The sequence below is a fragment of the Streptomyces javensis genome, from assembly GCF_039525925.1.
In the GTDB taxonomy this organism is placed as follows: domain Bacteria; phylum Actinomycetota; class Actinomycetes; order Streptomycetales; family Streptomycetaceae; genus Streptomyces; species Streptomyces asiaticus.
The window spans coordinates 100,756-124,753 of sequence record NZ_BAAAIF010000008.1 but is presented as its reverse complement, the minus strand read 5'-3'; the positions used below and the strand labels follow the sequence as shown (position 1 = coordinate 124,753).

Annotated in this window: 24 protein-coding genes; 9 read left to right on the top strand and 15 right to left on the bottom strand. The window is 71.2% G+C overall.

Annotated features, from left to right (window positions below):
• The first annotated feature begins 42 nt into the window (after positions 1-42).
• The 8 genes from ABD329_RS10460 (at position 43) to ABD329_RS10425 (ending at position 9,777) form a co-directional block, all read left to right on the top strand.
• Entirely contained in the window at positions 43-1,527 is a 1,485-nt protein-coding gene (locus ABD329_RS10460; protein ID WP_198281337.1) for an MFS transporter, read from the top strand.
• 555 nt (positions 1,528-2,082) lie between these two features.
• Positions 2,083-3,231, top strand: a complete 1,149-nt coding sequence (locus ABD329_RS10455; protein ID WP_198282355.1) for an LLM class flavin-dependent oxidoreductase — start codon at positions 2,083-2,085, stop codon at positions 3,229-3,231.
• Complete coding sequence (locus ABD329_RS10450; protein WP_344316258.1) at positions 3,231-3,749, top strand: GNAT family N-acetyltransferase; 519 nt, start codon at positions 3,231-3,233, stop codon at positions 3,747-3,749. The genes ABD329_RS10455 and ABD329_RS10450 overlap by 1 nt, the downstream gene beginning before the upstream one ends.
• 177 nt (positions 3,750-3,926) lie before the next feature.
• A complete protein-coding gene (locus tag ABD329_RS10445) occupies positions 3,927-4,835 on the top strand; it encodes an amino acid ABC transporter permease (protein ID WP_198280532.1) in 909 nt (302 codons plus the stop codon).
• Positions 4,832-5,620, top strand: coding sequence for an amino acid ABC transporter ATP-binding protein (locus ABD329_RS10440; protein WP_281404705.1), 789 nt, complete (start codon positions 4,832-4,834; stop codon positions 5,618-5,620). The genes ABD329_RS10445 and ABD329_RS10440 overlap by 4 nt, the downstream gene beginning before the upstream one ends.
• Positions 5,617-6,870 (top strand): dipeptidase, encoded by a 1,254-nt coding sequence (locus ABD329_RS10435; protein WP_198280531.1) that lies wholly within the window; start codon positions 5,617-5,619, stop codon positions 6,868-6,870. Before ABD329_RS10440 ends, ABD329_RS10435 begins: the two co-directional genes overlap by 4 nt.
• A gap of 52 nt (positions 6,871-6,922) precedes the next feature.
• Entirely contained in the window at positions 6,923-7,867 is a 945-nt protein-coding gene (locus tag ABD329_RS10430; protein WP_198280530.1) for a transporter substrate-binding domain-containing protein, read from the top strand.
• Positions 7,868-7,875: 8 nt separating this feature from the next.
• A complete protein-coding gene (locus tag ABD329_RS10425) occupies positions 7,876-9,777 on the top strand; it encodes a CocE/NonD family hydrolase (RefSeq protein WP_198280529.1) in 1,902 nt (633 codons plus the stop codon).
• Positions 9,778-9,798: 21 nt separating this feature from the next.
• On the opposite strand, the gene ABD329_RS10420 is transcribed toward ABD329_RS10425, so the two are convergent.
• From ABD329_RS10420 to ABD329_RS10355, 14 genes are all read right to left on the bottom strand, one after another.
• A complete protein-coding gene (locus ABD329_RS10420) occupies positions 9,799-10,890 on the bottom strand; it encodes a DUF5937 family protein (protein ID WP_344316256.1) in 1,092 nt (363 codons plus the stop codon).
• Positions 10,891-11,012: 122 nt separating this feature from the next.
• Entirely contained in the window at positions 11,013-11,318 is a 306-nt protein-coding gene (locus tag ABD329_RS10415; protein WP_020866465.1) for a gas vesicle protein K, read from the bottom strand.
• Positions 11,315-11,533, bottom strand: a complete 219-nt coding sequence (locus ABD329_RS10410) for a gas vesicle protein (RefSeq protein WP_198280502.1) — start codon at positions 11,531-11,533, stop codon at positions 11,315-11,317. The genes ABD329_RS10415 and ABD329_RS10410 overlap by 4 nt, the downstream gene beginning before the upstream one ends.
• Positions 11,530-12,339, bottom strand: coding sequence for a GvpL/GvpF family gas vesicle protein (locus tag ABD329_RS10405; protein ID WP_198280501.1), 810 nt, complete (start codon positions 12,337-12,339; stop codon positions 11,530-11,532). The genes ABD329_RS10410 and ABD329_RS10405 overlap by 4 nt, the downstream gene beginning before the upstream one ends.
• Positions 12,340-12,355: 16 nt before the next feature.
• Positions 12,356-12,748, bottom strand: coding sequence for a gas vesicle protein (locus ABD329_RS10400; RefSeq protein ID WP_246618947.1), 393 nt, complete (start codon positions 12,746-12,748; stop codon positions 12,356-12,358).
• Entirely contained in the window at positions 12,745-13,155 is a 411-nt protein-coding gene (locus tag ABD329_RS10395) for a gas vesicle protein GvpO (protein WP_198280500.1), read from the bottom strand. The genes ABD329_RS10400 and ABD329_RS10395 overlap by 4 nt, the downstream gene beginning before the upstream one ends.
• Before the next feature lie 3 nt (positions 13,156-13,158).
• On the bottom strand, positions 13,159-13,410 hold the full coding sequence (locus ABD329_RS10390) for a gas vesicle protein GvpG (protein WP_198280499.1): 252 nt from the start codon (positions 13,408-13,410) through the stop codon (positions 13,159-13,161).
• Positions 13,411-13,412: 2 nt separating this feature from the next.
• Complete coding sequence (locus ABD329_RS10385) at positions 13,413-14,279, bottom strand: GvpL/GvpF family gas vesicle protein (protein ID WP_198280498.1); 867 nt, start codon at positions 14,277-14,279, stop codon at positions 13,413-13,415.
• Positions 14,279-14,731 carry a gas vesicle protein GvpJ gene (gene gvpJ / locus ABD329_RS10380; RefSeq protein ID WP_198280497.1) on the bottom strand — a complete coding sequence of 151 codons (453 nt, stop codon included), beginning with the start codon at positions 14,729-14,731 and terminating at the stop codon, positions 14,279-14,281. The genes ABD329_RS10385 and gvpJ overlap by 1 nt, the downstream gene beginning before the upstream one ends.
• A gap of 30 nt (positions 14,732-14,761) precedes the next feature.
• Complete coding sequence (locus ABD329_RS10375) at positions 14,762-15,811, bottom strand: SRPBCC family protein (RefSeq protein ID WP_198280496.1); 1,050 nt, start codon at positions 15,809-15,811, stop codon at positions 14,762-14,764.
• Between the two features lie 5 nt (positions 15,812-15,816).
• Positions 15,817-16,329: a hypothetical protein gene (locus ABD329_RS10370; protein WP_198280495.1), complete on the bottom strand. Its 513-nt coding sequence runs from the start codon at positions 16,327-16,329 to the stop codon at positions 15,817-15,819.
• A 139-nt stretch (positions 16,330-16,468) separates the two neighbouring features.
• Positions 16,469-17,614 carry a glutathione-independent formaldehyde dehydrogenase gene (locus ABD329_RS10365; protein ID WP_198280503.1) on the bottom strand — a complete coding sequence of 382 codons (1,146 nt, stop codon included), beginning with the start codon at positions 17,612-17,614 and terminating at the stop codon, positions 16,469-16,471.
• Between the two features lie 124 nt (positions 17,615-17,738).
• The gene (gene glpK, locus ABD329_RS10360; RefSeq protein WP_344316255.1) at positions 17,739-19,256 is read right to left on the bottom strand and encodes a glycerol kinase GlpK; all 1,518 of its coding nucleotides are present in this window, start codon (positions 19,254-19,256) and stop codon (positions 17,739-17,741) included.
• Positions 19,257-19,294: 38 nt separating this feature from the next.
• The gene (locus tag ABD329_RS10355; protein WP_198278619.1) at positions 19,295-20,137 is read right to left on the bottom strand and encodes an MIP/aquaporin family protein; all 843 of its coding nucleotides are present in this window, start codon (positions 20,135-20,137) and stop codon (positions 19,295-19,297) included.
• A 174-nt stretch (positions 20,138-20,311) separates the two neighbouring features.
• Between ABD329_RS10355 and ABD329_RS10350 the strand changes: the two genes are divergently transcribed.
• On the top strand, positions 20,312-21,583 hold the full coding sequence (locus ABD329_RS10350; protein ID WP_198278620.1) for an FAD-binding protein: 1,272 nt from the start codon (positions 20,312-20,314) through the stop codon (positions 21,581-21,583).
• Between the two features lie 19 nt (positions 21,584-21,602).
• On the opposite strand, the gene ABD329_RS10345 is transcribed toward ABD329_RS10350, so the two are convergent.
• On the bottom strand, positions 21,603-23,996 hold the full coding sequence (locus ABD329_RS10345) for a phosphoketolase family protein (RefSeq protein ID WP_198278621.1): 2,394 nt from the start codon (positions 23,994-23,996) through the stop codon (positions 21,603-21,605).
• Positions 23,997-23,998 lie beyond the last annotated feature (2 nt).

Here is a 23,998-nt window from a genome sequence, read left to right as displayed (position 1 = left end):
CGGCACTGCTGTGAATCGGCCATGCCCCGACGAAGGACCACCGTGACTTCCTCACCTCCAACCCCCGATGCCCCCGAAGCGGCGCTGACCGCCCACCCGCCGCGCTCCGGTCCGGTGGTCGCCGTCCTGGCGTTCGGCGGGATCGTCGTCTCCCTGATGCAGACCCTGGTGGTGCCGCTGGTCCCGGACCTTCCGGAACTGCTGCACACCTCGGCCTCGGACGCCTCCTGGGCGATCACCGCCACCCTGCTCGCCGGCGCCGTGGCCACCCCGGTGCTCGGCCGGCTCGGCGACATGTACGGCAAGCGGCGGACGCTGCTGCTCAGCCTGGCGATGCTGGTGGTCGGATCGGTGGTGTGCGCGCTCTCCGACACGCTCACGCCGATGATCGTCGGCCGTGCGCTCCAGGGCTTCTCCGCGGGCGTGATCCCGCTGGGCATCAGCATCATGCGCGATGAACTGCCCGCCGAACGGCTCGGCTCGGCGATGGCCCTGATGAGCTCCTCGCTGGGCGTCGGCGGCGCCCTCGGTCTGCCCGGCGCCGCGGCGCTGGCCGAACACGCCGACTGGCATGTGCTGTTCTGGGTCTCGGCGAGCCTGGGCGCGGTGGTGATCGCGCTGGTGCTGACGGTCGTACCGGAGTCCCCGGTGCGCGGCGGCGGGCGGTTCGACCTGGTGGGCGCCCTCGGGCTGTCGGCCGGGCTGCTCTGTCTGCTGCTGGCCATCTCCAAGGGCGCCGACTGGGGCTGGGCCAGCGGCGTCACCACCGGACTGTTCGCCGCGGCGGTGGTCGTGCTGCTGCTGTGGAGCCGGTGGGAGCTGCGGGTGAGCGGACCGCTGGTGGATCTGCGCACCACCGTGCGCCGTCAGGTGCTGCTGACCAATCTGGCCTCCATCGTCATCGGCTTCGCGATGTTCGGGATGTCGCTGGTGCTGCCGCAGCTGCTCCAGATGCCCGAGGCCACGGGGTACGGACTGGGCCAGTCGATGATGACCGCCGGTCTGTGCCTGGGCCCGTCCGGTCTGGTGATGATGGCGATCTCCCCGCTGTCCGCGCGGATCACGGCCACCCGGGGCCCCAAGACCTCGCTGATGCTCGGCGCCGCGGTGATCGCCGTCGGCTACGGCATGGGCATCTTCCTGATGGACGCCGTGTGGCAGATCGTGGTCATCTCGTGTGTGATCGGCGCCGGGATCGGCCTCGCGTACTCCGCCATGCCCGCGCTGATCATGTCGGCGGTGCCGGTGTCCGAGACGGGCGCGGCCAACGGCCTCAACACTCTGATGCGGTCCATCGGCACCTCCACCGCCAGTGCGGTGGTCGGCGTCGTCCTCGCCCATATGACCACCGCGTTCGGCCCCGTCGAGCTCCCGTCCCTGGATGGCTTCCGCACCGCCTTCGCGATCGGCGGCGGCGCCGCGCTGATGGCCCTCGCGGTCGCCGCGCTACTGCCGGGCCGCGGTCCGGACCGGCTCACGACCACTTCGGAGCGACCGGGCACACCGGAGCCGGTGGCGGGCCGCTGAAAGAGGGCCCACGGAGGGTCCGGCGGACCACGCGCACTCCCCACCCCTTCCCGCGGCATCGGCACGCGGCTCCGCCGCATGGCGGGGACTTCGCCCCCCTCCGGCCCCGGGGCCGGGGGCGGAGCCCCGCCTTCCAGCCCCTCCAGGGGGCGCCTCCCAGCGGTAGCTGGGGGAGATTGAGGAGCGGGGCCTGGGGCGGAGCCCCAGTCGAGGGAAGGGGCGGGGAGGGGAACGGCTCGCCGCAGGCGTCACGATGTGGACAGCGGTTGACGGAACGCGCCCCTGAGGTGCTGAATGATGCGAGTGAGGACTGAGCTGCCCCTGGTCACCCGCGACCACATCGACTTCGGTCGGGTGTGGTCCGCCTCCTGTTCCGGCTGACCCGGCAGCGGGCCGCCGAACCGGCCGTCGCCCTCCTCTGATCCCGGGCCCTCGCCCGTCGCATCCCGCGCCTGACGCGCCATCACCCCGGTAGGCCAACGCCGCTTCCCGGGTCCGTGGCGCTTCCCGCTCTCTCACCTTCCTCGGCTTCCTCGCCCTCCGAAAGGTCACCCCATGCCCGTGGAGTTCCTCGGCATCGCCGCCACCAACGACGGCTCCGAGACCGGGCCGCGCTCCGGCGCGGCCTTCGACAAGGAGTACACCCTGCGGCTCGCCCGGGCCCATGAGGACCACGGCTGGGACCGGGTGCTGTTCGCCTACGGCTCCGGCTCGCCCGATCCCGCGCCCGCCGCCGCGTACATCGCCGCCAGGCTGGACCGGCTCCGGATCCTGCTGGCCCACCGCCCCAACGTCTCCTACCCCACGTACGCCGCGAAGACCTTCGCCACGCTCGACCAGATCAGCGACGGCCGGCTGACGGTGCACTTCATCACCGGCGGCAACGACCATGAGCAGCGGCGGGAGGGCGACACCCTCACCAAGGACGAGCGCTACGCGCGCACCCGTGAGTACATACGGATCGTCAAGAAGATCTGGACCACCCATGAGCCCTTCGACCACGAGGGCGAGCACTACCGCTTCCACGACTTCGTCAGCGATGTCTTCCCCGTCCAGCGGCCGCGCCCGGGCGTCTCCTTCGGCGGCTCCTCCCCCGCGGCCTACGCGGCCGGTGGGGCCGAGGCCGACATCTACTGCCTGTGGGGCGAGCCGCTGGAGCGGACCGCCGAGCAGATCGCGGCGGTGAAGGCGGCCGCCGCCGCGGCCGGGCGGAGCGATGTGCCGAGGATCCAGGTGGCGTTCCGGCCGATCATCGCCCCGACCGAGGAGCTGGCCTGGGAGAAGGCGCACCGCACGGTGGACGCCATCCGCACCCGTAAGGAGCGGGGCGAGGCGACGACCGTACGCCACCACCGCAGGGGCACCGCGGAGGCCACGTCTCCGCAGAACACCGGCTCACAGCGGCTGATCTCCATCGCCGAGGCGGGTGAGCGCTACGACCGGGCGCTGTGGACCCCGACCGCCGCCGCCACCGGTGGCGCGGGCAACTCCAACGCCCTGGTGGGCACCCCGGAGACGGTGGCGCAGGCGCTGCTTGACTACTACGACCTGGGCGTGGACATCCTCTCCGCACGCGGCTACGACCTGCTGGGCGACGCGATCGACTTCGGCCGCCATGTCATCCCGATCGTCCGGGAAGAGGTCGCCAAACGGGACGCCGAGCGCGCGGCCCGGGGCCCGCAGACCCTCGCGGCGGTGCGCTGATGACCTCCGTGGCCGAGCCCCAGCCCCAGCCCCGGCCGCGGCCCCAGCCCCAGCCCCGGCTGACGGTGGTCCGGGTGACCGTGGACGACCCACGGGTCGAGCCGCTGCTGCGCGAGCTGGCGCATGAGTACTCCACCCGCTACGGCAGGGCGGCCGACGGCGAGCTGAACCGCTATCCGGCCGAGGAGTTCGCCGCGCCGCACGGGGAGCTGCTTCTGCTGCTGGAGGGCGGTGAGCCGGTCGCCGGGGGCGCGTACCGGCGGTACGACGAGCGGACGGCGGAGCTCAAGCGGATCTGGACGCACTCGGGCCACCGGCGGCGCGGGCTGGCCCGCCGGGTGGTGGCGGAGCTGGAGCGGTCGGCCGCCGAGCGCGGCTACCGCCGGATCCACCTCACCACCGGGCCCCGTCAGCCGGAGGCACGCGGGCTGTATCTGGCCACCGGCTACACCCCGCTGTTCGATGTATCGGCCGACCCGGAGACCATTGGTCCGCTTCCGTTCGAAAAGGGGCTGTAGGCCCGGCGGAGCGCCCTCCGCCAACGCGCGTCCGTCCGTCCGCCCGGCCGCTCCGGGCGGACGGACGCATTCCCCCGTTTACGGTTGACCGTTCTGTGTCAACTGTTGCCGGACGGCCGTGGGCACGGTTTTAGGATGCGGTAATTCTGCCGCGACCCGACCGTCCGAAGGCACACCATGACCAAAGTCCTCAACGTCGATGCACTACCCGAGCCGTCCGTGCTCAAACGCGCGAAGCGACGGCGTCCCGGACTTCTGGTGGCCAATGCGATCGCGCTGGTACTGGCCGCGATGGCGGTGACCACGATATTCACCAACCCTCGTTTCGAGTGGGAAACCGTCGGCAAATACTTCTTCGAGATCCGGGTGATGAAGGGCATCGGGGTCAGCATTGGAATGACCGCGGTGACAATGGTTCTCTCATTGGTGTGCGGCACCGTGGTCGCGCTGATGCGCATGGGCGACTCCCGACTTATGTCCACGGTCGCGGCCGCCTTCATCTGGGTTTTCCGCAGCATTCCAATGCTGGTGCAGCTGCTTTTCTGGTACAACCTCGCGGCCCTCTTTCCGACGCTGTCCCTCGGAATTCCCTGGGGGCCGCGTTTCGTCACCTTCGATTCGAACAGCGTCATCGGTCCGCTGACCGCCGCGATCATCGGTCTGACCCTCCACGAGACCGCGTACATCGCGGAGTTGATCCGGTCCGGGCTGCTGGCTGTTCCCGATGGCCAGCGTCAGGCGGCATCCGCACTGGGGTTGACGCCGGCTCAGATCTTCTTCCGCATCACCCTCCCCCAGGCGCTGCGGGTGATCGTCCCTCCGATGGGAAATGAGCTGATATCTCTCCTCAAGGCCACCTCTCTGGTCAGCGTGATCACCCTGGCCGACCTGCTGTACTCGGTCCAGCTGATTTACGCCAAGAACTTCCAGACCGTTCCCCTGTTGATCGTGGCCGCCATTTGGTACATGATCATCACTGGCGCCATTACTCTTCTTCAGCAGCGCCTGGAGCGACGTCTGGGACGACACACCCTGATTTCGGCCGACAAGGCCGGGAGAGTGAAGAGGATCGAGCACTCGGTATGACCGCGGCATCGCAAATGGAATCGCAGGCCATCGTCTCCCTGCGCGGGATCCGCAAGTCGTTCCGCGGCACCGAGGTACTGCACGGCATCTCCCTGGATATCCACCGAGGTGAGACGGTCTGCCTGATCGGTCCCTCCGGGTCCGGAAAGAGCACACTGCTGCGCTGTGTCAATCACCTCGAAGTGCCGGACCAGGGCGTGGTGGTGGTCGACGGCAGCGTGATCGGCTATCAGCTGCGCGGGCGCACCCTGCATGACCTCGGCGCCCGGGAGCTGGCCGCCCAGCGCTCGGCGATGGGCATGGTGTTCCAGAGTTTCAATCTGTTCCCCCACCTCACCGCCCGCGAGAACATCGTGGAGGCCCCGCGCCGGGTGCTCCGGCTCTCCAAGGCCGCGGCCGACGCACGGGCCGTGGAGCTGATGACCCGGGTGGGGCTCGCCCACAAGCTGGACAGCTATCCGGACAAGCTCTCCGGCGGCCAGCAGCAGCGGGTGGCCATCGCCCGCGCACTGGCGATGCGCCCCAAGGTGATGCTCTTCGACGAGCCGACCTCCGCGCTGGACCCCGAGATGGTGCAGGAGGTGCTCAACGTCATCAAGGACCTGGCCCGCGACGGCATGACGCTGGTCGTCGTCACCCACGAGATGCGCTTCGCCGCCGACGTGGCCGACCGGATCGTCTTCATGGACGACGGCCGGATCGTCGAGGAGGGCACCCCGGACGCGCTGCTGCGCGCTCCCGCACACGACCGCACCCGTATGTTCCTGTCGAAGGTCAGCCCATGAGCACCGAACTCCCCCTGCCCGCCAAGACCGCCCGGCGCCTGAAGCTGTGGGACTCCTACCGCTCGTACCAGTATCTGGCGGCCGGGGAGGACTACCGCGCCTTCGAGCTGGCGCCCGCGCTCGGACGGGTCCCCGGGGCCGCGCTGACGTGGAGCGAGGACGTCGAGGCGCGTGCGCGGGACTTCGAGGAGCGCCATCTGGTGATCTCCGCCCATGACCACCTCTCGCTGCGCCCCGCCGATCCGGGCGACTTCGCCGCGTACCGCCGCCAGGGCCGGGAGTCGATCCCCTACGAGGGCATCGCCCACTCGGGGGTGGACCTGTTCTTCGACGGCGGCCCGGCCGCCGTGAGCATGATCCGCTCCCATGCCCCCTGGGACTGGGACGACGCGGTCAGCGATCTGGCCATGCGCCAGGCGGACCTCGCCCATCAGCGGCTGGTGGCGCCCGTCCGCACCCTCGAGGACGCCGACCGGGCGCGGGCCGGCCACCAGGTGGGCGTGGTGCTGACCCTGGAGTCCGCCTCCCCCATCGGCAATGACGTCGACCGGCTCGATCTGCTCTACGGTCTTGGCGTACGGCTGCTCGGCCTGGTCTACAGCGAGAGCAATCAGCTGGGTTCGGGGCTCGCCGATGCCGGGGACACCGGTCTGACCCTGCTCGGCCGCCGGGCGCTGCGCCGGATGAACGACCTCGGGATCATCGTCGATGTCTCGCACAGCGGGGACGCGACGGCCCTGGACGCCGTGCGCCGCTCCACCGCCCCCGTGGTGATCACCCATGCCGGGTCCCGGGCGCTGTGGCCGACCCCGCGGATGAAGCCCGACGATGTGATCCGGGCCTGCGCCGGGTCCGGCGGGTTCATCGGCGTCGAGGCGGCGCCGCACACGACCATCACCGCCCGCCACCCCCGGCACGATCTGGACTCGGTGATGGAGCACATCGAGCGCTGTATCGATCTGGTCGGCATCGACCATGTGGCCTTCGGCCCGGACACCAACTTCGGCGATCACACCGCCTGGCACCGGACGTTCGCCCCGCTCTTCGGCAAGGACGACGCGCACGACGGCAAGGCCCCCGAACTGCCGCCGCACGAGGAGGTCGAGTACGTACGGGGCTGTGAGAACCCCGCGGAGGCCGTCGGCAATATGATCCGGTGGCTGTTCGACCGCGGCTACTCCGAAGCGGACGTGGCCAAGCTGGCCGGAGGCAACGTACGGCGCGTCGCCGAGACCGTCTGGGGCCGCTGACCGGTCCCGTAGCACCGCATCGCCACCCCCCACCTCCCGGAATGGAGCACCCATGCGCAACCGTCCCCATGTCGCCGCATGCGCCCTGCTGGCCTCTCTGACCCTCGGCCTGTCGGCCTGTTCGGTGGACGACACCCCCGAGGACGGCAAGGACAGCAAGAGCCGTCCGGCGGTCACGCTCGCCCCCGAGCCCAAGGACAGCGCGCTGGCCGCCGAGGTGCCCCAGGCCTACACCAAGAAGACGCTGATCATGGGCGTCAGCGAGTACGCGCCGTATGTCACCTTCGAGTCCGACGGGAAGATCACCGGGCTGGTCCCCGAACTGGCCGCGCAGCTCTCCTCGTTGCTCGACATAAAGATCAAGGTGGAGCGGACCAACTTCGACGCGGTCATCCCGGGGCTGAAGTCCGGCCGGATCGACCTCAGCGCGCCCTCCGGGGACTTCACCGAGCGCCAGAAGGAGGTGGACTTCGCCGACTTCGCGCAGAGCAGTGTGACGATGATGGTGCTCAAGGACGGCTCCTTCCGCCCCAAGAACGGCCTCGAGGTCTGCGGCCACAAGGTCGGCGTCGAGAAGGGCGCCGGAACGCAGAACGTGCTCGCGGCGCAGAACAAGCGGTGTGCCGCCAAGGGCAAGCCGTCGGTGGACGTGAAGCTCTACACCGATCTGCCCGCCGCCTCGCTGGCGCTCCAGAGCAAGCGCGTGGAGGCGGTGGCCGCGCCCAGCGCCTCCAACACCTCGGTGAGCCAGAACTCGCACGACCGCTTCGAGACACTCGAGTTGAAGGACATGCTGGACCTGCCCGCCGCGACGGCCATCTACGGCATCCAGGCCAAGAAGGGCTCCGGGCTCGCGCCCGTGATCGTCAAGGGGCTCCGGAAGATGTACGAATCGGGCACCTACGCCAAGCTCTTCGGTCAGTGGGGGCTGCCGCTGTCCACCGTCACCCGGGACCAGATCGCCCTCAACGGCTCCAAGCAATCCCAGACCCAGTGAGATCTTCCATGGCACGAACCAGTCAGACCGAAACGACCGGCGACAGAGGGCGGGCGGCCCGGGAGGAGCCCGCCCGCCCGCTGGACGAGCGGGTGTGGCGACGCACCCTGCGCATCCCCGTGCGGGACGGGATCGTCCTGGCCGCCGATCTCTTCACCGACCAGGAGCGGCCGGGGCCCCGCCCGGTCATCCTGGAGCGGACCCCGTACGGCCGCCGGCGGATGCGCGACTCCGACCGCAGCCGCCACGACGAGCCGGTGCCCACGCCCGAGGAGACCTCGGCGTTCTTCGTCCGCGCCGGATATCACGTGGTGCGGCAGGACTGCCGGGGCCGCGGCGACTCCGAGGGCACCTTCGTGAAGTACCTCGGCGAGGGGCCGGACGGGGCGGACACCATCGACTGGATCGCCGCCCAGCCCTGGTGCGACGGCCGGGTGGCCATGATGGGCGTGTCCTACTCGGCCCACGCCCAGACGGCCGCCGCGGCCGAGTCCCCCGCCGGGCTGTCCGCGATGTTCATGGACTCCGGCGGCTTCGCCAGCGCCTACGAGGCCGGGATGCGGATGGGCGGCGCCTTCGAGCTCAAGCAGATCACCTGGGCCTTCCGGCACGGTGAGGAGAGCCCGGAGGCGGAGCGGGACCCGCTGGTGCGCAAGGCGTTCGCGGGGACGGATCTGCGCGACTGGTTCACCGTGCTGCCGTGGCGGACCGGTGTCTCACCGCTGCGCCAGGTGGACAGTTACGAGCGCTATCTGCTGGACCAGTGGCGGCATGACGCCTTCGGGGCGTACTGGCGCCAGCCGGCCATCTACGGGCGCGGCCACTACGACCGCTTCCCGGATGTGCCGACGCTGCACATGTCCAGCTGGTACGACCCGTATGTCCGCTCCACCATCGAGAACTTCACCGCCATGGGCCGGCTCAAGCGGTCCCCGGCGTATCTGGTGATGGGGCCGTGGAAACACGGACTGCGCTGTGTCACGTTCTCCGGTGATGTGGACTTCGGGCCCGCCGCCACCCTCAGCGGCAATGTGGACGACTCGTATCTGTCCTTCCGGCAGCGCTGGTTCGACGCGGTGCTGGGGGGCGGCGACCCGGAGTCGATCCCACGGGTCCAGTACTTCCTGATGGGTGGCGGGGACGGCCGGCGGGACGAGACCGGGCGGATGCGGCACGGCGGCCGGTGGCACACCGACACCCAGTGGCCCCCGGCCGGGGCCCGGGAGACCGCGTTCCACTGCCACGCCTCGGGCGAGCTGAGCCGGGAGCGGCCGACGGCGACACGGGCCTGGGTGGAGTACGACTTCGACCCGAACGACCCGGTGCCCACGCTCGGCGGCCAGGTCACCTCGGGCGAGCCGGTGATGGTCGGCGGCGCCTTCGACCAGGTGCCGGACGAGCGGTTCTACGGTGCCCGGCCGCCGTATCTGCCGCTGAACTCCCGGCCCGATGTGATCTCGCTGGCCACCCCGCCGCTGGAGGAGCCGCTGGTGGTGGCCGGGCCGGTCACCGCGCGGCTGTTCATCTCCTCGTCCGCGCCGGACACCGACTTCACGGTGAAACTGGTCGATGTGCATCCGCCGAACGAGGACTATCCGCACGGCTTCGCGATGAACCTCACCGAGGGCATCTTCCGCTGCCGCTTCCACAAGTCCTTCGAGCGCCCGGAGCCGCTGGAGCCGGGCGAGGTCTACGAGATCGAGATCCCGGCGCCGGACACGGCCAACCGCTTCGAGACCGGGCACCGGCTGCGGGTGGACATCTCCTCGAGCGACTTCCCCCGGTTCGACGTCAACTCCAACACGGGGGTGCCGGAGGCGGTGAGCCGCCGCAAGGTGGTGGCGACCAACCGCGTCCACATGGACGCCGACCACCCCTCGGCGGTGCTGCTGTGGACCCGTCCGGGCTGACCGGCCACCGGCGCACGGCCGTCACCGCATGATGGTCGCCAGCACGTCCTGCCCCAGCCGGAGCAGGGTGTTGGTGGCCAGCCGGTGGTAGACGTACTTGCCCTCGCGCTCGGACTCGATGAGCCCGGCGTCCCTGAGCTGGCGCAGGGTGCGGGAGACCTGCGTATCGGCGAGCCCCAGCCGCTGGGCCAGCTCGGTGGTGGTGATGGGCTCGCCCAGCAGATGGCGGCACAGCTCCATCCGGCCCAGGGACGCCAGCGCGGACATCCGGGCGCGCAGCTCGGCCTGGGTCAGCTGATCGGCCGTGTCGCCCTCCCGGGCGGCGAACTGGAGCACCACGGGGTGGCACTCCTCGTCCTTGACGGTCAGATGCGGCCAGACGTGGACGGAGGGGAGCAGGAAGAGCGGGCGCGGGCCGATCTCGATCTCGGCGACCGCCAGCTTGTCGTAGCGCACCCGCGAGCCGCCCCGGGAGACCACCGCGGTGGGGCTGAGCCCGGCCAGCACCTCGGCCAGACCGCGCCGCCGGATGTCGGCACGGACCCGGGCGGCGGCCGACTCCAGCCGGTCACGGACCGAGCGCCACTCGGAGGCGAAGAACGCCTCGGCGCAGGATTCCAGGAAGCACAGGAGCCGGTCGCGCAGCCCCTCGGGCGAGGCCACCAGGTCGTGGGCCAGCTCGCCCCGCCGGAAGGAGCGCCGCTCGCACTGCTCCACATAGCGCTCGGCGGCCTCGGGGTCGGTGAGCAGGCTGCTGGCCGGGGGCACGGCCTCACGGAAGCCGAGCACCCCCTGGGAGCACAGGCCCACGAACTCCTCGAGCGGCAGCTTCTCCAGATGGCGCAGCTCGTCCTCGAAGGGCTGGTCCAGCGGGAGCTCCAGCGGGAACAGCAGCCGGCAGCGGAGCCGGGCCCACAGCGGGGACAGGGCGCTCATCTCATGGGCGAGGGAGGGGGCGAGCGCCGTTTCGAGCCGCCGCGTCCAGCGCTGGGCCTCGGGGTGGTGGTCGGGCTCGGCCATGATGTGCAGCGCCGACATGAGCTCGGCCAGCGGTGACCGGCCGACGTGCACGTCGGCCGGTCGGGCGCGCTGGAGGTTGAGCGTGATCCCCACACCCGCACAGTACTCGGCGACCGCGGGACCCGGCCCAGGTGTCTCGCGAATCGGCGCCGGACTGCCTGGTCAGCGGCAGGGCAGGGGTGGGGCCCGGGGCCGTCCGAGGGTCTGCGGGCCGGTCAGCGGTCGCGGGGCAGCAGGGGGCCCAGCGGGCCCAGGTCCAGGTTGAGGTCGTCCTCGGTCAGCCCGAAGTGCTCCCGCAGCTCGGCCATGTTCCGCTCCAGGGCCATCAGCGTCAGCCCGAGCTCCTCGATCTGCTCATCGCTGATGCCGCCCTGCTCGACGCGGCGCAGCGCCTGCCGCTCCATGAGCTGCCGCAGCAGCTCGACGATGGTGAGCACCAGCCCGGCCAGGCTCCTGCGGACCGACTCCTCGTCCACCTCGATCCGCCGTCCGGGCCGCCGGGGGGCGCGGTCGTCCGTCATGGCGGTCCCCCTTCACGGCGATCGCGGCGGTCCCCCTCCCGCCCCTCCTCGTTCTCCACCCGTACGGAGGCGATCAGGGCGCGCAGCGAGATCCGCACCAGGTCGATGTCGGCGATGCTCAGGGTGATCTCCCCCGCGATCACCACGCCTCCGGCGAGCACCCGGTCGAGCAGGTCGACCAGGGCCACCTCCCGCCGCTCGATCGCCCGGGTCACGACGGCGTCTCCTCCGGCTGGGCCTCCTCCGCCCGCTCCGGCGGGGCGGTGAAGGAGTACGGCGGCCAGGGGCCGCTGATCTCCAGGGTGACGGCGGGGTAGCGCTCCCCCAGGTCGGTCACCAGGGCGGTGAACTCCGCACCGAGGGCGTCGGGCACCAGATAGGAGTTGTTCAGCACCATCCACCCCTCGTACGCGGCCAGCGCGGTGTCCTGCGGTGGATGGGCGGCCGTGGCCACCGCCAGCGCGGCGAGCGAGGCGTGGATCCCCTCGGCCCGCTCGGTCGCGCGCAGATGCGCGGTCTCCTGGTCCTGCCGCTGGGCCCGCCGCCGCAACAGATAGGCGGTCCCCGGGCTCTCCTCGCCGCCGGTGGGCTCGTCCGGGTCGGGCAGGAAGGACCTGGGGTCGACATACGCCTTGACGCCCCACTCGGTGCGGCCCGCCACCCGCCGCAGCGTGGCCGTGAAGTCGTCCCGGCGCTCCCGGAGCATCGCGCGGACCCGGTCGTCGTCGTGGTAGAGCGTGGCGAAGCGCAGCGGGATGACCTGGCCGTGGCGGGCCGCGCCGTTGATCACCCGGTGGTGGGCGCGTGCGGTGCGCTCCAGCCACTCCAGGTCCTCCAGATGGTCACGCAGCGCGTCCTCGCCGAAGTCCTCCAGCGGTACGGAGCCCACGACGGCGGCCAGCCCCGCGCTCTCCACCAGGCGCACCGGCTCGTCCGCCACACCGGTCAGCCCCCGCGGCGGGGTGCCGTCCTCCGGGGCGGCCGTCACCGCGTACAGCCAGGTGGCGAGGGAACCGTTCACCGTTCGTCCTCCCGGTTCACCGTTCGTCCTCCCGCTCCGCGCCGTGGGTCCCGTGGTCGTCCTCCCGGCGCGCGCCGCGGCCGTCCTCCAGCTCGCCGACGCGCCGCCGCAGCCGCTCGTTCTCCTCCAGGACGTCCCGGGCGCCGGAGGAGAGCGAGGGGTCGTGCTCCCACCAGTCGATGCCCATCTCCTTGGCCCGGTCCACGGAGGCGACCAGCAGCCGGATCTTGATGGTCAGCAGTTCGATGTCCAGCAGATTGATCTGGATGTCGCCCGCGATGACGATGCCCTTGTCGAGCACCCGCTCCAGGATGTCGGCCAGGCTGGACGGCTCGGCGCCCCGGCGGGCGGGTTCGCGTGCGGTGCCGGTGCGCCGGACCGGCGGGTTCCAGTCGGAGCTCTGGTTCATGTCCGGTTCTCCGCCCTGCCCCGGTAGTAGCGCTCGGTGCGGCGGTAGGAGACGAGTTCGCCGCGGTCGTCCAGCTCGACCCGGTACTCGGCGAGGATGTCGGTGGAGTCGGGGATCCGGTGGGTCTCGACCACCTCGATGCCGATGGTCCAGCCGTCCTCGGTGCGCTCCAGCGAGGTGACGCCCTCCGGGGTCCGCCCGGTCAGCCCCCGCACGTGGCGGGCCGCGCTGCGCGCGGCGTCACGGGCCACGAGCGCGGGACGCCCGGGGCGGGGGCGCTCCCGCTCGGGCTCGCGCCGCCGCTCCCGTTCCGGCTCGTGCTCGCGCCGCTCCCGCCGCTCCTCACGGGGCCGGGCGCGTGGCCTCTCCTCGCGGTGGCGTTCCTCGCGGGGCCGTTCGCGGGGCACGGCTCATACCTCCAGGCCCCCGTCGGGCGGCCCCTGGGACATCAGCCTGCGGACCAGTTCGTCCTCCTCGCGGGCCGCCTCCTCCTCGGTGAGCTCCCCGCTCTCCCGGGCCTCCGCGACCTCCTCCAGCCGCTGCTTGATCACCCCGGGGTCGTACAGCTGCCGATGGGCCTCGTCATGGATCCGCTCGGCGATCCAGACGACACCCCGCACCGGGGCCAGCGGCAGCGTGGCCAGGCCGGTGAACAGTCCCATGGCTACTCGTCGCCTTCCTTCCCTTCGAGCGTCGCGTTCTTCCCTTCGAGCGCCGCGTCTTCTTCGAGCGCCGCGTCGGCCACTTCGAGCGCCGCGTCGGCCACTTCGAGCGTCGCCTCGGCCACGAAGTCGTACGGCGCCAGCGGGCCGAGCAGCCGCATCCGGACCCGGCCGTGCCAGTGCGCGGCGAGCTCCTCGGCCGCCTCCTCGAACGCCTGCCGTTTCGCGTCCTCCACCAGGAACGAGGCGTTGATCAGCCCCTCGGGGGACGCCGGCTCCTCCGACACCGAGCCCAGCGCGTACGGCGCCAGCCGCCGGTCGAGCTCCAGCGCGTCCACGCTCCGCTTCGCGGCGATGCTGTCCATGACGAGCTGGCCGAGTTCGATCCGCTGCTCGTAGCCCGCGTCCTCGGGCAGCCCCCGCAACTCGTCGCGGAGCCGTCTGGCCTCCGGCTGTTCGGTCACCACCTCGCGCAACACCGCGTCCTGGTCATAGCGGGCCCGCACGGTGAGCTGCGTACGGCCGCGGAGCCGGTCGAGGCCGCGGGCGAAGTCGTCGTGCCCCTCGGCCAGCAGCTCGTCCGCGACCGCCGCGGTGTCCCGCACCACGGTGCCGAAGCGGAACGGCAGCACCGGTGAGCCCTGCGCGGCCAGGTGGTCCAGCACCCTGGCGTGGGTGCGCAGGTCCTCGGGGGTGCCCAGCGGCTTGTCGACGGGCACCTCGCTGACCACCGCGGCCTGGCCGCCCTGGCGGACCAGGGTCACCGGGGCCTCCGGGTCCCCGACGGCCGGCAGGTCCTTGACCGACTCATCGGGCCGGTCGTCCATGACGACCCCGTAGACATAGCAGGCACGTCCGTCCTCGGGCATCACCGCTCGCGCTCCCTGTGGCTGGGGGAACCCCTGGTGCGCCGGGGCCGCTCCCGCTCCTCGGCCTCGGGTTCCCGGTCCTCGTCGTCATCGTCGTCATCGTCCCGCAGCAGATCGGAGACCGATTCCTTGACGCCCTCCAGGGCTCCCTTGGTCTTCTTCTTGCCGCCGCCCTCCTGGATCTCGTCCATGAGGCCGGGCAGACCGTGGGTTTCGGTGCCGCTGCGGGCCAGATCGAGTCGGTTGGTCGCCTCCGCGAACCGCAGATACGTGTCCACGCTGGCGACGACGATACGGGCGTCGATGGTCAGGATCTCGATGCCCACCAGGGACACCCGCACATACACGTCGATGACCAGGCCCTTGTCCAGGATGAGGTCGACCACGTCGACCAGGGCGCTGGAACTCGCCCGGTCCAGATACTGGCTCTGCTGCTGCCGTGCTACGGTCACCGCGCTCACCCGTTCCGGGGACGGGGTCCGTCAGCGGCGCGCGCGGCGCCGTGCGGGCTCCTCGTCCTCGTACTCCTCCTCGTCTTCGTCCCGGGGCTCCTCGTCCTCGTCCCGGGGCTCCTCGTCCTCGTCCTCCTCGGGCTCCTCGGGCTCCTCGTCCTCGTACTCGCCCTCCGGCTCCTCGCCCTCCTCGGGCTCCTCCTCGCGCTCCTCCTCGGGCTCCTCCTCGCGCTCCCGCCCCTCTCGCTCGTCGTCCTCCACGATCTCGCCGTCGCGCACCACGCCGCGCCAGCCCACGATCTCGTCGGGTTCGAGCAGCACCTCGCGCATGAGGTGGCGGCGGAAGTGCTTCATCTCCAGGCGCACCCGGCGGCCCTGGGCGCGCCAGAGGTTGCCGGTGCGCTCCATGAAGCCCTGCGGGTAGTACTCCAGGACGAACAGGATGCGGGTGAGCTCGGGGGCCAGCTCGTGGAAGGTGATCGTGCCGTCCACATGGCCCTTGTCGGCCCGCGACGTCCAGATGATGCGCTTGTCCGGCACCTGCTCGACGACCTCGGCCCGCCACTTGCGGTGCGACCAGAAGACCTGGGCCTTCCACTCGGATTCGATCCCGACCTCGTCCTCGTCCTCGTTCTGGACGGCCTCGACCTTCTTCATGTACGAGGGGAAGTTCTCCCACTCCGTCCAGAGGTTGTAGGTGAGGGAGAGGGGCGCGCCGACGTCCATCTGCTCCACGATGTTGGTGACCTTGAGCTTCTTGCCGCCCTTGCCGCCGTCACCGCCGCCGCCGAGGCCCGGGATGATGCTCTTCGCCTTGTCGACGACCTTCTCCTTGAACTGGCCCTTGACCTTCTCCTTGACCTGATCCTTGACCTGGTCCTTGGCCGTGTCGACGACCTTGTCCCTGACCTGCTCGAGACCCCCCTTCAGCGCGCCCGTCCCGGGGTTCCCCAGGTGGGTGACGGATGCCAGGGCTCGCTCGCCCAGCGCCGTCAGCAGGCCCTGCGCCTCCTTCAGCAGGCGGTCGGTGGGCAGGTCCCGGGCGAGCTCTCCAGTCCGCCCCTTGGTTTCCTCAGCCATGGCCCTCACCTCTGGCTTCGCCGCGCGGGCCTTTCGGAGCCGGTCCGCTTCCTGGTCTGCGCCGGACGGTCGGTCGGCTTTCGCTGCCCGCCGGCGCGCTCGCGCTGCCCGCCCTCGCGGGACCGCGTGGCGCTCCCGCGCTCCTCGCGCTCGTCGTCGTGCTCCTCCGGTTCCTCGTGCTCCCCGGCCTCCGGCTCCCGCTCCCCCGCACCACCGGTCGCACCACCGGTGCGCAGGGTCGCGGCGCGCCGCTCCAGCCGGTCGCTCAGGGCGTCCATGCGGTTGCTGGCCGCCGACATGGCCGCCTCGCGGCCCGCGGAGACCAGCCGGCTGCCGATGTCCTGGCCGAGCCTGCCGAGCTCGGAGGACTTCAGCTGCTCGGCGCCCGGTGGGCTGATACCGGAGCTGAGGCGCTTGCCCGCGGCAAGGCCGGCGAGGCCGAGGACCAAGGTCCCCCTGTGGCCGCGCCCGAAGAGATAGCCACTGACGAAGGCCAGTGCCACCCGGGAGTTCTTCATGATCGCTCCTCCTCCCGGAGCTGGACGAGACAGCCGTTCGGGTGCACATAACCAAGTATGGTGCATATCGCCCTATTCAGTGACCTTTTAGGTCGCGGGTGGCCGCAGGAGATGGCGGGGCCACGGCGCCGAGGGGCCGTCAGGCGGCGAGCGCCGGATGCAGCACCACTTTGGTGTAGCCCTCGACCCGCTTGTCGAACTTCTCGTACGCCTGCGGGGCCTGGTCCAGCGGCAGTTCATGGGAGACCACGAAGCTGGGCCGGGCGCGGCCGGCGATGATCAGGTCACGCAGCTGGCGGTTGTAGCGCTTGACGTTGCACTGGCCCGTGCCCATACGCTGGCCCTTCTCGAACATCCGGCCGATGGAGACCAGCAGCTGACCGCGTTTGGCGTGCTCGTCCGGGCCGCCGGGGTCGGAGGGGACGTACAGCCCCGGCACTCCGAGCCGTCCGGTCGGCCGCACCGTGTCGACCAGCGAGTTGAGCACCGACGCGGGCTCCTCATGACTGGCGTCGTGCGCCTGGGCCTGGTAGCCCACCGCGTCGATGCCCTTGTCGGTGCCCTCGCCGCCGGTGCGGTCCATGATCTGCGGCACCGGGTCGCCCTTGCTGAAGTCGATGGGGACGGCGCCGATCTCCCTGGCCTTCTCCAGCCGCTCGGGGACCCGGTCCACCACGAACACCGTGGCGGCGCCGCGCAGCAGCGCGGAGTAGGCGGCCATCAGCCCCACCGGGCCCGCGCCGTAGACGGCCACGCTCTCGCCCGGGGAGACCTCGGCCAGCTCACAGCCGTGGTAGCCGGTCGGGAAGATGTCGGCGAGCAGGATGAAGTCGGTCTCGAGCTCATCGCCCTGCGGCAGCTTCAGGCAGTTGAAGTCGGCGAAGGGCACCCGCAGCCGATCGGCCTGGCCGCCCTTGTACGGGCCCATCGCCACATAGCCGTAGGCGCCGCCCGCGAAACCCGGGTTGACGGTGAGGCAGAAGCCGGTGTCGCCCGCGAGGCAGTTCTTGCAGAATCCGCAGGCCACGTTGAACGGCATGACCACGCGGTCGCCCTTGGCCAGCGAGACGACGCCGGAACCGGTCTCCTCGACTACGCCGAGGTTCTCGTGCCCGAAGACGATGCCGGGCTCGGCCGCCGTCCGGCCCTCGTACATATGCAGATCGGAGCCGCAGATCGCGCTGGAGGTGACGCGCACGATCACATCGTTCGGATGCTCGATCCGAGGATCGTCGACGTCCCTCACCGCCACCGAGTAGGGCTTCTCATAGACGACGGCTTTCACCTGGATCACCTCCGCGTCGATCACTGACAGGCGGTGGTGGTGGCGGACACGACGCGCTCCCAGGGTGTCTCGGCCACCACCGGGTACTTCCAGCGAACCGCCGCGGGACGCCCTGCGCAACCGGCTACTCGACCGTGGCCCAGTCCAGGGTGCGCTGGACGGCCTTCTTCCAGCCCGTGTACCCCTCCTTCCTGGTCCTCTCGTCCCACTGGGGCTCCCACCGCCTGGACTCGCTCCAGTGGGAGCGCAGCTCGTCGGTGTCCCGCCAGAACCCCGTGGCCAGGCCCGCGGCGTAGGCGGCACCCAGGGCGGTGGTCTCGACGATGACCGGACGGCTGACCGGTACGCCCAGCACATCGGCCTGGATCTGCATGCACAGCTCGTTGTCGGTGACCCCGCCGTCCACCCGCAGGACGTCCATGTGGATGTCGGCGTCCCGCTCCATGGCCTCGACCACGTCCCGGCTCTGGTAGCAGATGGCCTCCAGGGTGGCGCGGGCGATGTGGCCGTTGGTGTTGAAGCGGGTGAGGCCGACGATCGCGCCGCGGGCGTCGGAGCGCCAGTACGGGGCGAAGAGCCCGGAGAAGGCGGGTACGAAGTACACCCCGCCGTTGTCCTCGACGGTGCGGGCGAGCCGTTCGCTGCCCGCGGCGTCGTCGATCATCTTCATCTGGTCGCGCAGCCACTGGACGGCCGAGCCGGTGACGGCGATCGAGCCCTCCAGGGCGTACACGGGAGGGCTGTCGCCGAACTGGTACGCCACGGTGGTGAGCAGCCCGCTGGTCGAGCGGATCAGCTCCGTTCCGGTGTTGAGCAGCAGGAAGTTGCCGGTGCCATAGGTGTTCTTGGCCTCGCCGGGGGCGAAGCAGACCTGGCCGACCGTGGCCGCCTGCTGGTCGCCGAGGACGCCGGTGATGGGGGTGGCGGTGCGCAGCGGGCGGGAGGTGCGGGCCTGGCCGTACGCCTCGGGGTGGGAGGAGGGATTGATCGTCGGCAGCATGGCCCGCGGGATGCCGAAGATCTCCAGCAGCTCGTCGTCCCAGTCCAGCGTCTCCAGGTCCATCAGCATGGTGCGGCTGGCGTTGGTGACATCGGTGGCGTGGATGCCGGCGCCGGGTCCGCCGGTGAGGTTCCACAGCACCCAGGCGTCGGTGTTGCCGAAGAGGGCGTGGCCGGCCTCCGCGGCCTCGCGGACGCCCTCGACGTTGTCAAGAATCCACTTGATCTTGCCGCCGGAGAAGTAGGTGGCGGGCGGCAGCCCCGCCTTGCGGCGGATGACCTCGCCCTTGCCGTTCCGTTCCAGCGCGGCCGCGATGGCGTCGGTGCGGGTGTCCTGCCAGACGATGGCGTTGTAGTACGGGCGGCCGTTGCGCGGATCCCAGATCACCGTGGTCTCGCGCTGATTGGTGATGCCGATCGCGGTCAGGTCGGCGGGGGAGAGCCCGCCCGCGCGGAGGGCGTTCTGCATCACCGAGTTGGTGCGCTCGTAGATCTCCACCGGATCGTGCTCGACCCACCCCGCGCGCGGCAGGATCTGCCCGTGCTCCAGCTGGTACCGCGCCACCTCGTCACCGTCGTGGTTGAAGATCATGAAGCGGGTGCTGGTGGTTCCCTGGTCCACCGCACCGATGAACTCCGGCATGCTGCCGCCTCTCGTGGGTGGGGTACGGCCCGGATCGGCTACTCGGGGGTCGGGGTGCGGCCCACCTCCGCTTCGGCCGCCGGGAGGAAGCGGCTGACCAGGACCTGGTAGAGGGCGGCACCGATGAGTCCGCCGATCAGCGGGCCCACGATCGGCACCCAGAAGTACAGGTCCCCGTACTGGTCCCGCCACGCGCTGCCGTATCCGGTGAGGTAACTGGCCAGCCGGGGGCCGAAGTCACGGGCGGGGTTGATGGCGTACCCCGCGTCGGCGCCCCAGGCCATGCCGATCGCGACCACGATCAGCCCGATGACGAAGGGCCCCAGATTGGCCTTCGGGGCGGAGTTCAGCACATCGGTGACGGCGAAGATGAGCAGCACCAGGATCGCGGTGCCGATGATCTGGTCGCGCAGCGCGCCCCATTCGCTCACCGGAAGGACTCCGTTGCCGGGCAGGGTGGAGAAGACGAACTGGGTCTTGAAGGTGTGCCCCGGGTCGGCGTGGCCCAGCGCCTCGGTGTAGTTCCAGCGCACCAGCAGGGCCCCGACGAACGCGCCGACCGTCTGGGCCGCGGTGTACGGCAGGACCTTGCTCCAGGGGAAGCCCTTGAAGGCCGCCAGGGAGAGGGTGACCGCAGGGTTGATATGGGCCCCGCTGAGCCGCGCCGCCACATACACCCCGAGGGTGACGCCCAGCCCCCAGGCCCAGGCGATGGAGTCGTGATCGCCGAGCGCGCCCGGGGGCTTGGTGAGGTCGCCGCCCGCCACGACCTGCGCCACCACACCGCAGCCGAAGAGGATCAGCACCATGGTGCCCGCGAACTCCGCGCAGAGCTCGCCGACCAGTGCCGACCTCGAACGCCGTGGCTTCGGGGCAGTCATGCGCCCATCGTGGGCGCACCGCGGCGCGGCGGCCCGTCCTGCTGGGCCGTCCGGGTCATGGACGGCGAATCCGGGTCTGTACGGATCAGGGTGCGGACCTGTACGAAGGTGCTGACAACATCACCCATCGCCCTCCCCCGCCCCTCGCCCTCCAGCCGAAACAGGACGACACGGATGCCGACCACCCAAGCCCCGACGAACTGGGCCGGGAACATCACCTTCTCCGCCGCCCGGCTGCACCACCCGGACAGCGTCGACGAGCTGCGGCGGATCGTCAGCTCCGCCGACCGGGTACGGGTACTGGGCACGGGCCACTCCTTCAACCGCATCGCCGACACCGAGGGCGATCTGGTGAGCCTGGACCGGCTGCCGCACCGGGTGGAGATAGACCCCGGGAAGGGCACCGCGACCATCGCGGCGGGCATGCGGTACGCCCATGTGGCCCAGGCCCTGCACGCGGAGGGATTCGCGCTGGCCAACCTCGCCTCGCTGCCGCACATCACGGTCGCGGGGGCCTGTACCACCGCCACCCATGGCTCGGGGAGCGACCAGCGCTGTCTGGCGGCGGCGGTCGCGGCGCTGGAGATCGTCGGCCCCGACGGGGAGGTGACCCGATTCGACCGGGACGAGGACCGGGACCGGCTGAACGGGGCCGTGGTCGGGCTCGGCGGCCTTGGCGTGGTCACCGCCATGACGCTGGACATCGAGCCCACCTTCGACGTGGCGCAGTGGGTGTGGACCGGGCTGCCGCTCGACCGGCTGGACGACAGCTTCGAGGAGATCTTCCGCGCCGCCTACAGCGTCAGCGTCTTCACCGACTGGCACTCGGGCGAGGGCGTGGTGTGGCTGAAGTGCCGCACCGACCTGCCCGATCCCCCCGAGCCCGAACAGCCGTGGCTGGGGGCCCGCCCGGCCAACCGCCACCACCACCCGGTGCCCGCGATGCCGCCGCTGCACTGCACCGAGCAGCTGGGCGCGCCGGGGCCGTGGCATGAGCGGCTGCCGCACTTCCGCCCGGACTTCACCCCGAGCAACGGCGATGAGCTCCAGTCGGAGCTGCTGCTGCCGCGCGAGTCCGCCTCGGCGGCGTTCGCTGCGCTGCGCGGCCTCGGCGACCGGATCGCGCCGGTGGTGCAGGTGTCCGAGGTCCGTACGGTCGCGGCGGACGAGCTGTGGCTGAGCCCCGCGTACGGCCGGGACAGCGTGGCCTTCCACTTCACCTGGGTCCCGGACCACGATGCGGTGATCGAGGTGGTGGGAGCGATGGAGGAGGCGCTGCTGCCGCTGGGGGCGCGGCCGCACTGGGGCAAGCTGACGACGGCCGCGCCGGAGCGCGTCCTCTCCTCGTACGACCGGGCCGGCGACTTCGCGGGGCTGCTGGCCGAGCACGACCCGGCGGGGAAGTTCCGCAACGCCTATCTGGAGGGCTACTTCCCCACCGGGTGAGCGCGGCACCGGCCGGTGGTCAGCCGGTCCAGGACCATTCGGCGACCTCGGGCATGTCGGTGCCGTGCTCGCGGATCCAGGCCTGGTGGCGGGTGCGGGCGTCCTGCATCCGCTGCCGTACGGCCGTGGCGCGCACCGCGAGCCCGGGGGTCCGGTCGATGACGTCCATCACCAGCCGGTAGCGGTCCAGGTCGTTGCGGACCACCATGTCGAACGGCGTGGTGGTGGTGCCCATCTCCTTGTAGCCGCGCACATGGAGGTTGGGGTGGACCGCCCGGCGGTAGGACAGCCGGTGCACCAGCCACGGATAGCCGTGGTAGGCGAAGATGACCGGCCGGTCGCGGGTGAAGAGGGCGTCGAACTCGTGGTCCGTCATCCCGTGCGGATGCTCCTCCTTGGGCAGCAGCCGGGTCATGTCGACCACGTTGACCACCCGTACGGCCACATCGGGCAGATGGCGGCGGAGGATCCCGGCGGCCGCGATGACCTCCTGGGTGGGCACATCGCCCGCGGCGGCCAGCACCACGTCCGGCTCCCCCGCGCCGTTCTCGGTACCGGCCCAGTCCCAGGTCCCGGCGCCGCGGGCGCAGTGGGCGCGCGCCTGGTCGAGATCGAGCCAGTCGAAGCAGGGCTGTTTGCCCGCGACGACCACATTGACGTAGTCGCGGCTGCGCAGGACGTGGTCGGCCACGCTGAGCAGGGTGTTGGCGTCCGGCGGCAGATAGACGCGCACCACCTCCGGGCTCTTGTTGAGCACATGGTCCACGAAGCCGGGGTCCTGGTGCGAGAAGCCGTTGTGGTCCTGGCGCCACACATGGGAGGTCAGCAGGTAGTTGAGGGATGCCACCGGGCGCCGCCAGGGCAGTGAACGGGACACCTTCAGCCATTTGATGTGCTGGTTGACCATGGAGTCCACGATGTGCACGAACGCCTCGTAGCAGGAGAAGAGGCCGTGCCGTCCGGTCAGCAGATAGCCCTCCAGCCAGCCCTGGCAGAGGTGCTCGGAGAGGATCTCCATGACCCGGCCGTTGCGGCTGAGGTGCTCGTCGGTGGGCGCGACGGACTCCTGCCACGCCTTGCCGGTGGCGTGGTAGAGGGCCTCCAGCCGGTTGGAGGCGGTCTCGTCGGGTCCGACCACCCTGAAGTCGCGGCGGTCGGCGGTGTCCTCCATGACCTGCTCCAGCAGCCCGCCGAGGACCCGGGTCGGCTCGTGCAGCGTCGCGCCGGGCTTGTCCACGGGGACCGCGTACCGCTCCAGGCCGGGCACGGGCAGCGAGCGCAGCAGCAGTCCGCCGTTGGCGTGCGGATTGGCGCCCAGGCGGCGGTCGCCCGCCGGGACCTCGGCCAGCAGGTGCGGCCGGGGCCGCCCGCCGGCGTCGAAGAGCTCCTCGGGGCGGTACGAACGCAGCCAGCGCTCCAGCTGCCGCAGGTGCTCCGGGTTCTCCCGGACGCCCGGCAGGGCGACCTGATGGGCGCGCCAGGTGCCCTCCACCGGCAGCCCGTCGACCTCCTCGGGCCCGGTCCAGCCCTTGGGCGTACGGAGCACGATGACGGGCCAGCGCGGCCGCTCCGCGATGCCCTCCTCGCGGGCGGTGCGCTGGAGCAGGGCGATCCGGTCCAGCGCCTCGTCCAGGGCGTGCGCCATGGCCCGGTGCACCTGAAGCGGTTCGTCCCCGGCGACGTGGATCGGCTCGTGGCCGTACCCCCGCAGCAGGTCGTCGAGTTCGGGCTCGGGGAGCCGGGCGAGCACCGTGGGGTTGGCGATCTTGTACCCGTTGAGATGGAGGATCGGCAGCACGGCGCCGTCGTGGACCGGGTCCAGGAACTTGTTGGCGTGCCAGGAGCCGGCCAGCGGGCCGGTCTCGGCCTCGCCGTCGCCGATGACGCAGGCGACCAGCAGCCCGGGGTTGTCCAGTGCGGCCCCGTAGGCATGGGCGAGGGAGTAGCCGAGCTCACCGCCCTCGTGGATCGAGCCGGGGGTCTCGGGGGCCACATGGCTGGGCACCCCGCCGGGGAAGGAGAACTGCCGGAAGAGCCGGGCCATGCCCGCCGCGTCCCGGCTCACGTCCGGGTAGACCTCGGAGTAGCTGCCGTCCAGCCAGGAGCCGGCGAGCACCGCGGGGCCGCCGTGGCCGGGGCCCCAGACGCAGATGGCGTCCAGGTCGCGGTCCTTGATGACGCGGTTGAGATGGGTGTGGACGAGGTTGAGCCCGGGTGAGGTGCCCCAGTGGCCCAGCAGCCGGGGCTTGATGTGGTCCGGGCGCAGCGGCTCGGTCAGCAGCGGGTTGGCCAGCAGATAGATCTGGCCCGCCGCGAGGTAGTTGGCGGCGCGCCAGTGGGCGTCCAGGGCGCGGATCCGGTCGTCGGCGAGCCCGCCGCCCGGCGAACCCGTCGTGGTCGGTGCGTCTGGCATGG

Excerpts from the sequence above, each read along its gene's own strand:
- ABD329_RS10455 (WP_198282355.1), top strand. The coding sequence starts at position 2,083 with ATGCCCGTGGAGTTCCTCGGCATCGCCGCCACCAACGACGGCTCCGAG.
- ABD329_RS10450 (WP_344316258.1), top strand. The coding sequence starts at position 3,231 with ATGACCTCCGTGGCCGAGCCCCAGCCCCAGCCCCGGCCGCGGCCCCAG.
- ABD329_RS10445 (WP_198280532.1), top strand. The coding sequence starts at position 3,927 with ATGACCAAAGTCCTCAACGTCGATGCACTACCCGAGCCGTCCGTGCTC.
- ABD329_RS10440 (WP_281404705.1), top strand. The coding sequence starts at position 4,832 with ATGACCGCGGCATCGCAAATGGAATCGCAGGCCATCGTCTCCCTGCGC.
- ABD329_RS10435 (WP_198280531.1), top strand. The coding sequence starts at position 5,617 with ATGAGCACCGAACTCCCCCTGCCCGCCAAGACCGCCCGGCGCCTGAAG.
- ABD329_RS10430 (WP_198280530.1), top strand. The coding sequence starts at position 6,923 with ATGCGCAACCGTCCCCATGTCGCCGCATGCGCCCTGCTGGCCTCTCTG.
- ABD329_RS10425 (WP_198280529.1), top strand. The coding sequence starts at position 7,876 with ATGGCACGAACCAGTCAGACCGAAACGACCGGCGACAGAGGGCGGGCG.
- ABD329_RS10415 (WP_020866465.1), bottom strand. The coding sequence starts at position 11,318 with ATGACGGACGACCGCGCCCCCCGGCGGCCCGGACGGCGGATCGAGGTG.
- ABD329_RS10400 (WP_246618947.1), bottom strand. The coding sequence starts at position 12,748 with ATGAACCAGAGCTCCGACTGGAACCCGCCGGTCCGGCGCACCGGCACC.
- ABD329_RS10390 (WP_198280499.1), bottom strand. The coding sequence starts at position 13,410 with ATGGGACTGTTCACCGGCCTGGCCACGCTGCCGCTGGCCCCGGTGCGG.
- ABD329_RS10385 (WP_198280498.1), bottom strand. The coding sequence starts at position 14,279 with ATGCCCGAGGACGGACGTGCCTGCTATGTCTACGGGGTCGTCATGGAC.
- ABD329_RS10375 (WP_198280496.1), bottom strand. The coding sequence starts at position 15,811 with ATGGCTGAGGAAACCAAGGGGCGGACTGGAGAGCTCGCCCGGGACCTG.
- ABD329_RS10370 (WP_198280495.1), bottom strand. The coding sequence starts at position 16,329 with ATGAAGAACTCCCGGGTGGCACTGGCCTTCGTCAGTGGCTATCTCTTC.
- glpK (WP_344316255.1), bottom strand. The coding sequence starts at position 19,256 with ATGCCGGAGTTCATCGGTGCGGTGGACCAGGGAACCACCAGCACCCGC.
- ABD329_RS10355 (WP_198278619.1), bottom strand. The coding sequence starts at position 20,137 with ATGACTGCCCCGAAGCCACGGCGTTCGAGGTCGGCACTGGTCGGCGAG.
- ABD329_RS10350 (WP_198278620.1), top strand. The coding sequence starts at position 20,312 with ATGCCGACCACCCAAGCCCCGACGAACTGGGCCGGGAACATCACCTTC.
- ABD329_RS10345 (WP_198278621.1), bottom strand. The coding sequence starts at position 23,996 with ATGCCAGACGCACCGACCACGACGGGTTCGCCGGGCGGCGGGCTCGCC.